Below are 15006 nucleotides of genomic sequence, written 5' to 3' on the forward strand. Positions count from 1 at the left end.
AAAGGTGCTCTGAAGTGGGAAGACTAAGAAGGGATAGATTAACCAAGGAGAAACTATGGAATCAACAAGCATACAACAAGGCGTAACCGTAGGAGCGAAGCCGGAAGGCTACGAAGGCGCTGGCTTCTTCGCCACCAGTCTCGATAAGGTGGTTGGGCTCGCGCGCAAAAATTCTATCTGGCCATTACCATTTGCTACTTCCTGCTGTGGTATCGAGTTCATGGCAACGATGGCCTCGCATTACGATCTGGCTCGTTTCGGTTCCGAGCGTCTCAGCTTTTCGCCACGCCAGGCCGACCTGTTGATGGTAATGGGTACAATTGCCAAGAAGATGGGCCCTGTACTTCGCCAGGTATATGAGCAGATGGCAGAACCCCGCTGGGTGATCTCCGTAGGAGCTTGCGCCTGTAGCGGAGGAATATTTGATACGTATAGTGTACTGCAAGGCATCGACCGAATCATTCCGGTAGATGTATATGTGCCGGGCTGTCCCCCACGCCCCGAACAGATTATAGATGGTATTTTGAAAATTCAGCACCTGGTAGAAACGGAATCACTTCGCAGAAGAGATTCTCCGGAATATAAAGCCATGCTGAATCAATACGGAATGGAATAACCGATCTGTTATTGTTAATCGCGGTCCGAGAGGATATAGTATAGATTAATATATAGCAGGTACGATCAGCATATATAACAAAACCGAAACCGAACCAATGGAAGGTTCTACTCAGGACAGCATCATTACTGCGCTTAAAGACAGGTATGAGGATCAAATCCTTCATATAGATACACCCTACGATTTTTTGACTATTTCCCTGAAACAGGAAAAGATCGTAGAGATTATTCAATACCTGTATAACCACCCCGACACCAAATTTCAATACCTGACTACCCTTGCAGGTATTCACTATCCGGAGCTAAAACAGATCGCGGTAATGTACCAGCTTCACAACCTGGTAGCAAACAAGCGCATCCGTCTCAAAATCTTCCTGCCGGAAGAAAAGCCGGTGACTCCGACCATTACACATATCTTTGCCGGAGCCAACTGGTTGGAACGCGAGACGTACGATTTCTTCGGAGTGATCTTCGAAGGACATCCAAATCTGAAGCGTATCCTCAATGTAGACGACATGATTATCTTCCCGCTGCGCAAAGAATATCCGCTGGAAGATCAAAGACGCGAAGACAAGAACGATACTATGTTTGGACGATAATACTATGATAGAATTGAATCAACCGGTTGCCGAGCAAGAAGGAAAAGCAGGAGAGAAGCAATACTCTTACCTGAACCTCGGGCCTACGCACCCTGCTACACATGGTATATTTCAGAACGTACTTAAAATGGATGGCGAGATCATTGTGGATGCCGAGCCAACCATTGGATATATACACCGTGCATTTGAGAAGCTGGCCGAGCGAAGACCTTTTTATCAGATCACGCCCATCACAGACCGCATGAACTACTGCTCATCGCCCATCAATAACATGGGCTGGCACATGACAGTAGAGAAACTGCTGGGTATAGAAATTCCAAAACGCGTACAGTATCTCCGCATCATCATCATGGAGCTGGCGCGTATGTCAGATCACATTATTTGCAATACCATTATAGGTCAGGATACTGGAGCAACTACCGGCTTCCTTTACCTCTTCCAGATGCGTGAACGCATTTACGAAATATACGAAGAGATCTGCGGAGCGCGTCTCACTACCAACGTAGGACGCATCGGTGGTCTTGAACGTGACTTCTCGCCGAAAGCCTGGGCGAAAATTGAGAAGTTCATGGAAGATTTTCCCATTGCATTCAAAGAGTTCTCTAACCTGCTGGAGCGTAACCGTATCTTCATGGATCGTACCATTGGCTGCGGCCCTATATCTGCCGAGCGCGCGTTGAGCTATAGCTTCTCAGGTCCGAACCTGCGTGCTGCCGGAGTAGATTACGATGTTCGTGTAATGACTCCGTATTCATCATACGAAGAATTTGATTTTGTGATCCCGGTAGGAACCAATGGCGATACGTACGATCGCTTCATGGTGCGCCAGGAAGAAATGTGGCAGAGCCACAGCATCATCAAACAGGCTATTGAAAAAATCAAGAAAGAACCTGCCGGAATATATAGTGCCCGTGTTCCTGAATTTTGCCTCCCGCCAAAAGAGGAAGTATATAACGACATGGAAGCGCTGATCTATCACTTCAAGATTGTGATGGGGGAAACAGAAATTCCGAAAGGAGAAGTATATCACTGCGTGGAAGGTGGCAATGGCGAGTTAGGTTTTTACCTGATCAGCGATGGCGGAAGAACGCCTTTCCGGTTACAGCTTAGAAGACCTTGCTTCATTTATTATCAGGCATACCCGGAGATGATCAAAGGCTCGATGCTGTCAGATGCAGTGATCACCATGAGTAGCATGAACGTAATTGCCGGAGAGCTTGACGCTTAGCCGTGAACCGTTAAGGGTTACACGTTATTGGTGGCAAGGGATATGATTATTATATAGTATAGATTGAAAGTGAATGTTAGAAGTTGATAGTTAATGCATTTACGATTAACGGTTAACTAATAACGATTAACGAATAAAAAGACGATGAGTGAACAGAAAGTAGATGGGGTACAATTTTCAGCGGAGACGATGGAGCTCGTTCAACGCATTATAAAGCGGTATCCTGAAGGAAGACAGAAGTCTGCTTTGCTACCCATTTTACATATAGCACAGGCTGAGTTTGACGGTTGGCTCAGTACTCCGGTAATGGATTATGTTGCTTCCATTCTTTCGATCAAGCCGATCGAAGTATACGAAGTGGCTTCTTTCTATACCATGTATAACCTCGAGCCTGTAGGTAAGTGCCTCATCGAAGTTTGCCAGACCGGCCCATGCTGGTTACGCGGTGCTGATGATATCGTTGAACACTTCGAGAAGAAGCTGAATATAAAGGTAGGAGAGACCACTCCCGATGGCATGTTTACTTTAAAAGTAGTAGAATGCCTGGGTTCTTGCGGAACAGCACCCATGTTGCAATGCGGTGCCGACTACTACGAGAACCTGACAACGGAGAAGGTAGATACGCTAATTGAGAAGTTGAGAGCTTCCAATCAGCGCAGTACATATATGAAATCTAACATGCAGGAGATTTAAGTCATGGCGAGATTATTAGAACATGTGAATGTACCGGGCATCGAAACATTCGATGTATACAGAAAGCATGGCGGTTACAAGTCAGTGGAGAAAGCGTTGAAGACGATGACTCCTGACGAAGTAACGGAAGAAGTGAAGAAGTCGGGTTTGCGCGGAAGAGGGGGTGCAGGTTTCCCTGCCGGTATGAAGTGGAGCTTCCTCGATCGCAAGTCCGACAAGCCTCGTTATCTCGTATGCAATGCCGATGAAAGCGAACCGGGAACATTCAAGGATCGCTACCTGATGGAGAAAATTCCGCACCTGTTGATTGAAGGCATGATCACATCCAGCTATGCACTGGGTGCAAAGACCTCCTACATCTATGTGCGCGGAGAGTATATGTATATCATTCGCATCCTGGAGAAAGCCATACAGGAAGCACACGCGAATGGATTTTTAGGTAAGAACATTTTAGGAACCGATTACTCCCTGGAGCTCTATGTACAGCCCGGAGGAGGCGCCTATATCTGCGGTGAAGAAACAGCACTGCTGGAATCATTGGAAGGTAAGCGCGGTAATCCGCGTTTGAAACCTCCGTTCCCGGCCGTAGCGGGTTTGTATGCCAGCCCTACCGTTGTAAACAACGTAGAGACGATCTCTGCGGTGTGCTCCATCGTAAACGAAAGCGGTGATGAGTATGCGAAAGTAGGTATAGGAAAAAGTACCGGTACCAAGTTGATCTCTGCCAGTGGCCACATCAACAAACCCGGTGTATACGAAATTGAACTCGGACTTCCGGTTGAAGAGTTTATATACTCGGATCAATACTGCGGCGGTATATGGAAAGGAAGAAAACTGAAAGCCGTTGTTGCCGGAGGTTCTTCTGTACCCATTCTTCCTGCCGATCTTATTCTGAAGACTGCGAAAGGCGAGCCTCGCCTCATGACATACGAATCATTGTCAGACGGAGGTTTTGCTACCGGCACCATGCTGGGTTCCGGAGGTTTTATTGTAATGGATGAAACAGCATGTATCGTTCGCAACCTGTGGACATTTACCCGCTTCTATCACCACGAATCCTGCGGACAGTGCAGTCCTTGCCGTGAAGGTACAGGCTGGATGGAGAAAGTACTTCACCGCATTGAACATGGCCACGGCCACATGGAAGATATAGACCTGTTGGTAGACGTAGCAAAGAAGATAGAAGGCAATACCATTTGCCCGCTGGGTGATGCAGCCGCATGGCCCGTAGCCAGCGCCATACGTCACTTCCGCGAAGAGTTCGAATACCACGTAAAGTACCCTGAAAAGGTAAAGAACCCGAAGCACTTTGAAATCGAACCGTTCCGTTCAGAGAAAGCACTTGTCGCTCAGGCGTAAATGAATAACGAATAAGGAATATCGAAATGTCAAAGTATAGAAACACACCCAGGTCAATTCACACTCACACTTCTAGTAGCTCGAAGCCAGTGGCTGGCAGCTATTTTAAAAACGATTAACCAATAACGGATAACCGATCAATGGCTAAAGTAACAATAGATGGTATTGAAGTAGAGGTTGCTGATGGAACCACGATCCTCAATGCTGCCCGTCAGATAGGTGGCGAGGTAGTTCCTCCGGCAATGTGCTACTATTCTACATTGAAAGATACCGGTGGCAAATGCCGCGTATGCCTGGTGAAAGTAACACAGGGATCTGCTAAAGATCCGCGCCCTATGCCGAAGCTGGTAGCTTCCTGCCGCACTCCGGTAATGGATGGTATGGTAGTGCAGAACATTACTTCACCGGAAGTACTGGAAGCACGCAAGGGTGTTGTCGAGTTCCTGCTCATCAATCACCCGCTCGATTGCCCTATATGTGATCAGGCCGGTGAGTGCGATCTGCAGAATTTAGCATACGAACATGGCGCAGGCAAAACCCGCTATGAGGAAGATCGCAGAACATTTGAGAAGATCGATATAGGGGATAAGATCAAGTTACACATGACGCGTTGCATTCTTTGCTATCGCTGTACATTCGTAGCCGATCAACTTACCAAAGAACGTGTTCACGGTGTATTGAACCGTGGTGATGCCTCGGAGATCAGTACATACATCGAGAAAGCGGTTGACAATGATTTCTCCGGAAATATGATCGATGTTTGCCCGGTCGGAGCATTGACCGATAAAACGTTCCGCTTCAAGAGCCGCGTATGGTTTACCAAACCGCTCGATGCACATCGTAACTGCGACAAGTGTAGCGGCAAAGTAGTACTGTGGACAAAAGGCGATGATGTGCTCCGCGTATCAGCACGCAAAGATCAGTATGGCGAAGTGAAAGAGTATATCTGCAACGAATGCCGCTACGATCACAAGAACATGAACGACTGGACCATTGAAGGCCCTCGTCACATCGACAGACATTCGGTGATCTCTCAAAATCATTATGAGAAGATCGATATGCAAAAACTGAAACTGGATATTGAACGCCAGATACAGTTCCAAAAAGGAAAACAATTACCTGAAACCAACCAGTCACCGGCATGAGCGCATTTTTGATTTATAAACTGATTCTGGTTGGCTCCGTATTCGGAATAACACTTTTTGTGGCGGCATACTCAACGTATGCTGAACGCAAGGTTGCTGCATTTTTGCAAGACCGCGTTGGCCCGGATCGTGCGGGTCCGTTCGGTATATTTCAGCCGCTTGCCGATGGAATGAAATTCATCTACAAAGAAGAAATCATCCCGGTAGTATCCAATAAATTTTTGTTTGTATTAGGGCCATGCCTCGCGATGCTTACGGCCATGATGGCCGGTGTACTTATCCCTTGGGGAAATACACTCATCATTGATGGACAGACGTATTCATTGCAGATCGCTGATCTCAACGTAGGTATACTCTATGTATTCGGTGTTGTATCGATTGGAGTATATGGTATCATGATTGGAGGTTGGGCATCCAACAACAAGTTCTCGTTGCTGGGTGCGATTCGTGCATCTGCCCAAATGATCAGCTACGAGATCGCGATGGGCTTATCCATTATAGCCTTGATTATCATGACCGGTACATTAAGTCTTGGCGAGATCAGCGCGCAGCAGGCCGGTGGTATTGGCAGCGATTGGAACGCATGGAACGTAGTAAAACAGCCACTGGGTTTCCTCATCTTTATAGTATGTGCTTTTGCAGAATGTAACCGCACACCGTTCGACTTGCCGGAATGCGAAACCGAACTGGTAGGTGGCTATCACACCGAGTATAGCAGCATGAAGCTGGGCTTCTATCTCTTCGCAGAGTATATCAACATGTTTGTATCGTCTGCGGTAATCTCTACGCTATATTTTGGTGGCTATAACTTTCCGTTCATGAACGACCTCGGTCTTGACCACAATACACTTTCCATCATAGGAACGCTCGTGTTGTTTGCCAAGATCTCATTCTTCATCTTCTTCTTTATGTGGATACGCTGGACGATTCCGCGCTTCCGCTATGATCAGCTGATGAACCTGGGATGGAAAGTATTAATACCACTGTCGGTAGCGAATATATTCCTTACCGGTTTGGTAATGATACTAACGAATAATAAGCAATGATCCGCTTAAAACGGATAACAGATAACGATTAACAACAAACGATGTTAACAAACAGATCGAAGCTTGTAGTAAAGAAAGAGATGACGTTCGCAGAGCGCATTTATCTTCCTGCTATTCTCAGCGGAGTAGCGATTACGATCAAGCACTTATTCAGAAAAAAGGCAACGGTAAAATATCCGGAGAAGCAGCGCGAGATCAGCGATATATGGCGCGGCCAGCACGTGTTGAAGCGTGATGAGAAAGGTGCCGAGCGTTGTACGGCCTGCGGTTTGTGCGCAGTATCCTGCCCGGCCGAAGCGATTACCATGGTAGCTGCTGAACGTAAGAAAGGTGAGGAGAATCTATACCGTGAAGAGAAGTATGCAGCCACGTACGAGATTAACATGCTGCGTTGCATCTTCTGCGGATTGTGCGAAGAAGCCTGCCCGAAAGAAGCGATCTTCCTAACCGATCGCATTGTGTCTACCGACTATGCTAGAAATGGATTTATTTATGGGAAAGATAAGCTGGTGGAACCCGTTGACCAACGTGTAGATGTGACCAAGCGCCAAACACCAGCCGTGCTGGCATTCAAACAGCAGAAAAGATTAAGTCATAATAAATAGTTTTTCAGCAGTGACGCTTAACGTATTCTACTTCCTTTCATTTCTGGCAATACTGTCGGCCATCATGGTCGTGTTGTCGAAGAACCCGGTATATAGTGTACTATACCTCATCATTACCTTTTTCTGTATAGCAGGACATTACATACTGCTCAATGCACAGTTCCTGGCCATTGTACATATCATTGTATATGCCGGAGCCATCATGGTGTTGTTCCTGTATGTGATCATGCTGCTGAACCTGAACCGTGAGTCAGAACCTCACAAAAGTAGTCTCCTCAAATTTGCGGCTACTATATGTGCTGGCCTGGTGATGATTGTATTGATCGCATCACTGAAAGAAACAGAAGGTATGATTCAACAGAAGGCAGCCAGTGCAAATATAGGCATGGTAAAAACACTCGGTCAGGTAATGTTCACCGACTTTTTACTTCCGTTTGAGATAACCTCTGTGTTGCTGCTGGCAGCCATGGTGGGAGCGGTGATGCTCGGCAAACCGGAAAACCGTTGATAGAGTATAGAATAACTAATAACGACTAACAGATAACAACGAATAATGATCAAATCCATTCCGCTTGATTATTACCTGTGGCTCTCGGCAGCGCTCTTTACCATTGGCGTATTGGGTGTGCTGTACCGCAGAAATGCTATTATCATCTTTATGTGCATAGAGCTTATGCTGAATGCCGTAAACCTTTTGCTGGTAGCATTCTCAACCTACCTCAATGATTCCGCAGGACAAGTATTTGTTTTCTTCATCATGGCAGTAGCTGCGGCAGAAGTAGCGGTAGGTCTTGCTATTCTTGTTATGATGTATCGCAATACGAAATCAGTTGATATTAACATTTTGAATCGCTTAAAATGGTAAGTATAAATGTATTGGTAAGCCTGGTTCCTTTGTTTCCGCTGCTGGGCTTTTTACTTGTTGCACTGAACACACGCAGGTTTACACACGGTGTTACCGCTTTCATTGCCTGTGGTTCGGTATTATTATCTTTCATTGTTTCGATAGCGCTCTTCAGCACCTTGCTGGGAGCTTCTGAAGCAGAGCGTTCTATATCCGTAACGTTATTCAACTGGATTGCTGCGGGTAAATTTTCGGCCTCTATCAGTTTCCTGGTAGATCCGCTTTCATCTTTGTTCTTACTCATCATTACCGGTGTCGGATTTTTGATCCATGTATACTCCATTGGGTATATGCACCACGATGAAGGATTCAATCGCTTCTTCTCGTATCTCAACCTGTTTGTATTCTTCATGCTGTTATTGGTGATGGGGGCAAACTACCTGGTGATGTTTGTAGGATGGGAAGGCGTAGGATTGTGCTCATATTTACTCATCGGCTTCTGGTTCAAAAACCAGGAGTATAACAATGCTGCGAACAAAGCATTCATCATGAACCGTATTGGTGACCTGGGAATGTTGCTCGGTATAATTCTCATCTTCGTTCACTTCGGCAGCATTCAGTATGCAGAAGTATTCCCGAAGGCAACTTCATTAGATACCAATACACTTACACTCATCACCATCCTGCTGTTTGTAGGTGCGATGGGTAAGAGTGCACAGATACCTCTATATACCTGGTTGCCCGATGCGATGGCGGGTCCTACGCCTGTATCGGCACTCATTCACGCTGCAACCATGGTTACGGCAGGTGTATACATGGTATGTCGCAATAATTTACTGTACGCACTTTCACCGGCAACGCTGGAGCTGATCGTGATTGTAGGATTAGCGACTGCATTGTTTGCCGCCACAATAGCCGTAGCACAAAACGATATCAAAAAAGTACTTGCATATTCTACGGTAAGCCAGTTGGGACTGATGTTCCTCGCGTTAGGACTGGGAGCCTTTACCAGTGGTATATTTCACATGGCAACACATGCTTTCTTCAAGGCGTTGTTGTTCCTCGGTGCGGGTAGTGTAATCCATGCCCTGAGTGGTGAGCAAGACATCCGTAACATGGGTGGACTGAAAAAATATTTGCCAGTAACGTATCTCACATTCTTTGCCGGTGTGTTAGCCATATCCGGTATACCTCCGTTTGCCGGTTTCTTCTCCAAAGATGAAATTCTCGCCAGCGCGTTCGCACATAACATTGTGGTGTGGGTAATCGCTGTAATAGCATCGTTACTCACAGCCTTCTATATGTTCCGCCTGTTCTTCCTTACCTTCTTCGGAAAAGAGCGAGCGAGCAAGCACGCCATGGAGCATATACATGAGTCGCCAAAAAGTATAACACTGCCGTTGATCGTATTGGCGATCCTCAGCGTAGTAGGAGGTTTCATGGGTATACCCGAAGCATTGGGAGGATCGCACTGGTTGTCGCATTACCTGCACCCGGTGTTTGCTTCATCGCACGATCTGATCGCTTCCCATCACCTGAGCCATTCAACAGAATATATACTGATGGGTACCGTGGTGTTTTTTACTATCGTGATGATTGGTATAGCATACTCCCTGTACATAAGCAAAGACCAGGTGCCGGTGGCAGAAGGACAACCTGTTGGTGGGTTCCAGCGCCTGCTTGCCAACAAGTATTATATAGATGAGCTATACAATGCTATTGTTGTAAAGCCGCTCTACTGGTTTGCCGGAATATTTGATTCTGTAATCGAACGCCTGGGCATAGACAAACTTGTAAATGCACTGGGTGGAAGTGTTGTAGCCGGTAGCAATGCAACGCGCCTGCTGCAAAACGGATCAATCGGTTATTACATTTTTGTAATGGTGATCAGCATAGTAATTATCCTGGCTTATGCCGTTATCCGTTAATCGTTATCCGTTAACCGATAACGAATAATAATTAACGTGTAACCAATAACAATACATAACCCACCCACACACACCTCCCAGCAGCCGGCAGCTTAAAGCCAGTTGCCATTTTAAACGATAACAGATAACGAATACGATGCTAACGCTACTTCTCATATTCTTTCCACTGGCCGCAGCGCTGGTACTCTTTTTATTCAGACCTCAGCAGGCAAAAATTATCGCGCTTGCAGCAGCGCTGATCGAACTGGTTCTGTCGCTGGTAGTGGTAGCGCAGTTTAACAAGGCCGAAGGACCACAATTTGAAGTAAATGTACCGTGGATCACTTCCATGGGATTGAACTTTGCCGTGGCCATTGATGGTATAAGTCTGCTGTTGGTGTTGCTCACCACGGTGCTGGTGCCGTTCATCATTCTGTCATCATTCAGTCATACATACGACAAGCCTTCTTCATTCTATGGATTGATCCTTACTATGCAAATGGCGTTGGTAGGCGTGTTTGTAGCGCGCGATGGCTTATTGTTCTACCTCTTCTGGGAAGTAGCGCTGATCCCGATCTACTTTATTTGTCTGATATGGGGTGGTGAAGATCGCGGAAGGATCACCTTCAAGTTCTTTGTATATACATTGGCCGGAAGCTTGTTCATGCTGGTAGGCCTGGTATACTTATATTTCCATACACCAGGCTCACATACTTTTGCGATCGATGCACTGTATCAGGCAGGACATTCGCTGTCAGCAACGGAACAATCGTTTTTATTCTGGGCATTGTTTGTAGCGTTTGCCATCAAGATGCCTGTATTTCCATTTCATACCTGGCAGCCTGATACCTATACGGTGTCGCCCGTGCAAGGAACCATGTTGCTTTCGGGTATCATGTTAAAGATGGGTATATATGGTGTAATCCGCTGGTTGATTCCGGTAGTGCCCGGCGGTGTTGCGCAATGGGGAATGACCGCCGTGATTATCTCCGTGATCGGTATCATCTATGCTTCGTGCATCGCCATCGTTCAGAAAGATTTCAAACGACTGATTGCATATTCTTCCATCGCTCACGTTGGACTTATCTCTGCCGGTATATTTACTCGGAACGCAATCGGTATACAAGGTGCTATGATCCAAATGGTGAGCCATGGTATCATCGTCTTTGCTTTGTTCTATATCATTGAGATTGTTTTCGACCGAACCAAGACGAGAACACTTTCAGAACTGGGCGGCATACGCAACGTGGCGCCTGTTCTTGCCACAGTATTTGTTATTACCATGCTCGGCAGCGTAGCGCTTCCATTTACCAGTGGTTTCGTAGGAGAGTTCCTGCTCATCAATGCGCTGTTCCAGTACAAGGCTGTGCTGGGAGCCATTGCAGGTGTAACCATTATTCTGGGTGCAGTATATATGCTCAGAACGTTCCAGAAATCTATGTCAGGTGAAACCAACAGCAAGACCGCTTCTTTCCTCGACCTCACCGGACAGGAGAAGCTTGTGCTGTATCCGATAGTGATCCTGATCATATTGATCGGTATATATCCGGCTCCGCTGCTGGAGATTTCCGAAGCGGCTGTTACCAATCTTTTACATTCAATCTCTGAAGTTACTGCTTCCGCCAACTAATATATGAACGCACTATTTGTTATCACCGGCTTAGGTATCGTTTCTCTTCTTGCTGAATTTGGCAATCTGAAAAGATGGCTTACTGCATTTGTGATCATCGGCCTTGTGGCCGCAGTGGGTCTTGCTATAGCAGACTGGACAAACGGTACATCCGAAGCTTTCTATTTCAGCAACATGCTGGTGTTCGACAGACCCGCACTGGCCTTCACCGCACTGATTGGTACAGCAACGATCCTCTGGTTCTGGATGTCGGCTGATTACTTTGCTACACAGACGCATCGTACCGATCGTACTTCGCTCATAGTGTTTGCAGTGGTGGGCGCTGTAATCATGTCATCGTTCAACAACATGGCTATGCTGTTCCTCGGTATCGAGATACTTTCTATGTCGCTCTATGTATTGGCGGGAAGCAAAAAAGATAGCCTGACTTCAACCGAAGCAGCATTCAAATATTTTTTGATGGGATCGTTCGCTACCGGCTTCCTGTTGTTCGGCATAGCGCTGATCTATGGCGCGACCGGTTCATTCCACCTGCATACTATTGCAGAAGCACTTACCGCTAATCCAACCGGCTTCCCAACTTTCTTCTATGCAGGTATACTGTTGATGATGATTGGCCTGGCCTTCAAGATCTCGGCCGTCCCATTCCACTTCTGGGCACCCGATGTATATAGCGGTTCGCCTACCACAGTAACAGCGTTCATGTCAACTGTTGTAAAAGTAGCAGCTATTGCTGCATTTGTTCGTATCTTCTCTACCTGCTTTGTAGCGGCGCAGTCAACATGGGTAAACGTACTAAGCGTTATCGCGATACTTACCCTGGTGATCCCGAACGTAACCGCCGTATACCAGACACACGTGAAGCGCATACTGGCATACTCCAGCGTTGGCCATGTGGGCTATATACTTCTTGCATTTATAGCGAATCCAACGGCAACCGATACAGTCTACTACTACCTGGCTACATATACCGTGGCATCACTGGCTGCGTTCAGCGTATTGCACCTGTTGGAGGGTACAGCCGAAGAAACTACTATCGACTATTTCAACGGCCTTTATAAAAAGAATGCATGGCTTGCCGTAACAATGACCATCGCGTTATTGTCACTCGCAGGTATACCTCCGCTGGCAGGCTTCTTCGGAAAATATATGGTATTCGCGCAGGCGATCAACCACGGATATACCAGCCTCGTCATTGTGGCAGTAGTTACCTCATTGATCGGTGTATACTACTATTTCCGCATCATCATCGCGATGTACTTCCGCGAACCCGAAGGAACAGCCGTAACCATCCGCGGCTCGCACAAAGCACTCTTCTGCGCACTGATCGCACTGAGCTTTTTGCTGGGCATGTTCCCGGATGCGATATTGAAATTAGCTACGAGCTATTAGTTGCTGGCTGCTAGTCAGTCGTGTGTCTTTGAATGGCTGCTAGCCGCTGGTTTCTGGCCGTGTGAGGGTATGAGTGAGTCTTACTTTCTACATTCGTTGATCAATATTCCTTGTTCATTTTTCAATTCAACGATTAACAGTTCGCTGTAACGGCTAACAGCTAACAACAACGACACCAATCGTCCTGCAGCTTGTAGCCAGTAACCTGCAGCCATTGGAAGATTTCGCTCATTCTGCTCTGTTCTGTCCCTGACAAATCCGGTACTTGGCTGCTTCTATTGCATTTTCCTGCCAAAAAGCTTATCTTCAATCGATTGCTTTAAATCCTTAAACCATGGGAAAAGTAAAAGACATACTGGATGCCAAGGGGCGGGCGGTATATTCCGTCTCACCCAATGTTACAGTCTACCACGCCATCGAAGTGATGTGCGAGAAAAACATCGGTGGACTTATTATTATGGAAAACGGTAAGATGGTGGGCATCTTTACCGAACGCGATTACGCACGAAAACTTATTCTCAAAGGTAAATCCTCCAAAGATACATTGATCAAGGAGCTCATGACCTCCAAGGTGTTTACGGTAACTCCCGAAACATCAATCGAAGAATGTATGTGGATTATGAGCAACCGGAAATTCCGCCACCTTCCTGTAGAAGAGAATGGCGAACTGGTGGGCGTGATCTCCATCAGTGACGTTGTGCGTACAGTTATCAACGAACAGAAATCCATCATCGAACATTTGGAACAATACATTGCCGGGCAGTAGATTTAGAGCCGCTCAGAGAAAATCTTAAGAGCGGATATATACTCTAAATCCATCGGTACATGTTGTTGAAACAAAATCTTCGCCTGCATCGAATCCTCCGGATGACCTGGCGGGTAGATATGATCATGCTTATCAGTTGTGCAGCAGCGCATTATGTCGATATAAGGTGGCTGGGCGATGTAAATATACCGGCGGCGTTGCCTGCGCTGATGGGTACCGCTATTGCCTTCTTTATTGGTTTCAACAACAACCAGGCGTATGATCGCTGGTGGGAAGCCCGCATTATCTGGGGAGCACTGGTAAACGATTCGCGCTCGTGGGCCCGGGGGTTGCTGGCGTATTGTGCTGCACCGGCAGAAAGTAGTTTAAATGCAGAAGATATAGCCCGCTATCAGCGTACGCTCATTCGCAGACATATAGCATTTGTATATGCGTTGAAAGGAGCATTGCGCAGACGCGATGTAAATGCTTTTGAAAAATACCTTTCACCGGAAGAAGCTGAGCGTGTAAAGACCTTCTCCAATATACCCAACGCTATCCTTGATTTGCAGGGACATGACCTGCAGAAGCTCTCGAAAGAAAATGTGATTGATGGATTCCGGTTTCGCATACTGGATGAACTGCTGCGAAATTTCTGCGACAACATGGGAAAATCGGAGCGTATTAACAATACGGTATTTCCCACTACCTATATATATTTCACCCGGCTCTTTATCTGGATGTTTGTAATTCTTACCACCATGTCGATTGCGCATGCCGTGGGACACTGGTCTATACTGCTGGGATTTATGGTTGGATTCGTTTTTCATATCACCCACATTAACGGTATGAATATTATGGATCCATTCCAGCATAATCCTGCCGGTATTCCGGTCAACAGCATAACACGCACGATTGAAATAAATCTGTTACAGGCCCTGCAGGAAAAGGATATTCCGCAGCCGGAAGCGCCGATAAAAGGAGAATATATACTTTGATACGTCCACTTTTTAAAATAGCTGCTAGCTGCCAGACGCAGTGTGCTATAGGTAGCGTGTATTTATTCTGTAATATTCTGTGATTTCTGTGGGAAATAAAAATGGCTGCTGGCTTCAGGCTGCTGGCTGCTATACGCGGAGTGCTATAGGGTAGGCTGCATTTATTCTGTGATATTCTGTGATTTCTGTGGGAAATAAAA

At 46.4% G+C, this 15006-nt stretch carries 15 protein-coding genes; all 15 read left to right on the forward strand.

The annotated features are described in order from the left end of the window. Positions 1-55: 55 nt before the first annotated feature. Entirely contained in the window at positions 56-616 is a 561-nt protein-coding gene (locus V7Q33_RS07950; RefSeq protein WP_331975869.1) for an NADH-quinone oxidoreductase subunit B, read from the forward strand. A 97-nt stretch (positions 617-713) separates the two neighbouring features. After that, positions 714-1214 (forward strand): NADH-quinone oxidoreductase subunit C, encoded by a 501-nt coding sequence (locus tag V7Q33_RS07955; RefSeq protein WP_331975867.1) that lies wholly within the window; start codon positions 714-716, stop codon positions 1212-1214. Between the two features lie 4 nt (positions 1215-1218). Next, positions 1219-2442, forward strand: a complete 1224-nt coding sequence (locus V7Q33_RS07960) for an NADH-quinone oxidoreductase subunit D (protein WP_331975865.1) — start codon at positions 1219-1221, stop codon at positions 2440-2442. Positions 2443-2586: 144 nt separating this feature from the next. Continuing rightward, positions 2587-3135, forward strand: a complete 549-nt coding sequence (gene nuoE, locus V7Q33_RS07965) for an NADH-quinone oxidoreductase subunit NuoE (RefSeq protein ID WP_333819496.1) — start codon at positions 2587-2589, stop codon at positions 3133-3135. A 3-nt stretch (positions 3136-3138) separates the two neighbouring features. Then, on the forward strand, positions 3139-4494 hold the full coding sequence (nuoF, locus tag V7Q33_RS07970) for an NADH-quinone oxidoreductase subunit NuoF (protein WP_333819497.1): 1356 nt from the start codon (positions 3139-3141) through the stop codon (positions 4492-4494). Between the two features lie 140 nt (positions 4495-4634). Further along, positions 4635-5639, forward strand: coding sequence for a 2Fe-2S iron-sulfur cluster-binding protein (locus V7Q33_RS07975; RefSeq protein WP_331975859.1), 1005 nt, complete (start codon positions 4635-4637; stop codon positions 5637-5639). Next, positions 5636-6685, forward strand: coding sequence for an NADH-quinone oxidoreductase subunit NuoH (gene nuoH, locus V7Q33_RS07980; protein WP_331975857.1), 1050 nt, complete (start codon positions 5636-5638; stop codon positions 6683-6685). The genes V7Q33_RS07975 and nuoH overlap by 4 nt, the downstream gene beginning before the upstream one ends. Positions 6686-6726: 41 nt before the next feature. After that, positions 6727-7290 (forward strand): NuoI/complex I 23 kDa subunit family protein, encoded by a 564-nt coding sequence (locus tag V7Q33_RS07985; protein WP_333819498.1) that lies wholly within the window; start codon positions 6727-6729, stop codon positions 7288-7290. 10 nt (positions 7291-7300) lie between these two features. Next, a complete protein-coding gene (locus tag V7Q33_RS07990; RefSeq protein ID WP_331975853.1) occupies positions 7301-7798 on the forward strand; it encodes an NADH-quinone oxidoreductase subunit J family protein in 498 nt (165 codons plus the stop codon). 45 nt (positions 7799-7843) lie between these two features. Then, entirely contained in the window at positions 7844-8155 is a 312-nt protein-coding gene (gene nuoK / locus V7Q33_RS07995; RefSeq protein ID WP_331975851.1) for an NADH-quinone oxidoreductase subunit NuoK, read from the forward strand. Further along, positions 8149-10062: an NADH-quinone oxidoreductase subunit L gene (nuoL, locus tag V7Q33_RS08000; protein ID WP_331975849.1), complete on the forward strand. Its 1914-nt coding sequence runs from the start codon at positions 8149-8151 to the stop codon at positions 10060-10062. Before nuoK ends, nuoL begins: the two co-directional genes overlap by 7 nt. A gap of 136 nt (positions 10063-10198) precedes the next feature. Beyond that, complete coding sequence (locus tag V7Q33_RS08005; RefSeq protein WP_333819499.1) at positions 10199-11671, forward strand: complex I subunit 4 family protein; 1473 nt, start codon at positions 10199-10201, stop codon at positions 11669-11671. Between the two features lie 3 nt (positions 11672-11674). Then, positions 11675-13063: an NADH-quinone oxidoreductase subunit N gene (locus V7Q33_RS08010; protein WP_333819500.1), complete on the forward strand. Its 1389-nt coding sequence runs from the start codon at positions 11675-11677 to the stop codon at positions 13061-13063. A gap of 334 nt (positions 13064-13397) precedes the next feature. Then, a complete protein-coding gene (locus V7Q33_RS08015) occupies positions 13398-13829 on the forward strand; it encodes a CBS domain-containing protein (protein ID WP_331975843.1) in 432 nt (143 codons plus the stop codon). A 59-nt stretch (positions 13830-13888) separates the two neighbouring features. Next, the gene (locus V7Q33_RS08020) at positions 13889-14806 is read left to right on the forward strand and encodes a bestrophin family protein (protein ID WP_331975841.1); all 918 of its coding nucleotides are present in this window, start codon (positions 13889-13891) and stop codon (positions 14804-14806) included. Positions 14807-15006 lie beyond the last annotated feature (200 nt).

Source organism: Ohtaekwangia sp., from assembly GCF_036786105.1.
Taxonomy (GTDB): Bacteria; Bacteroidota; Bacteroidia; order Cytophagales; family Cyclobacteriaceae; genus Ohtaekwangia.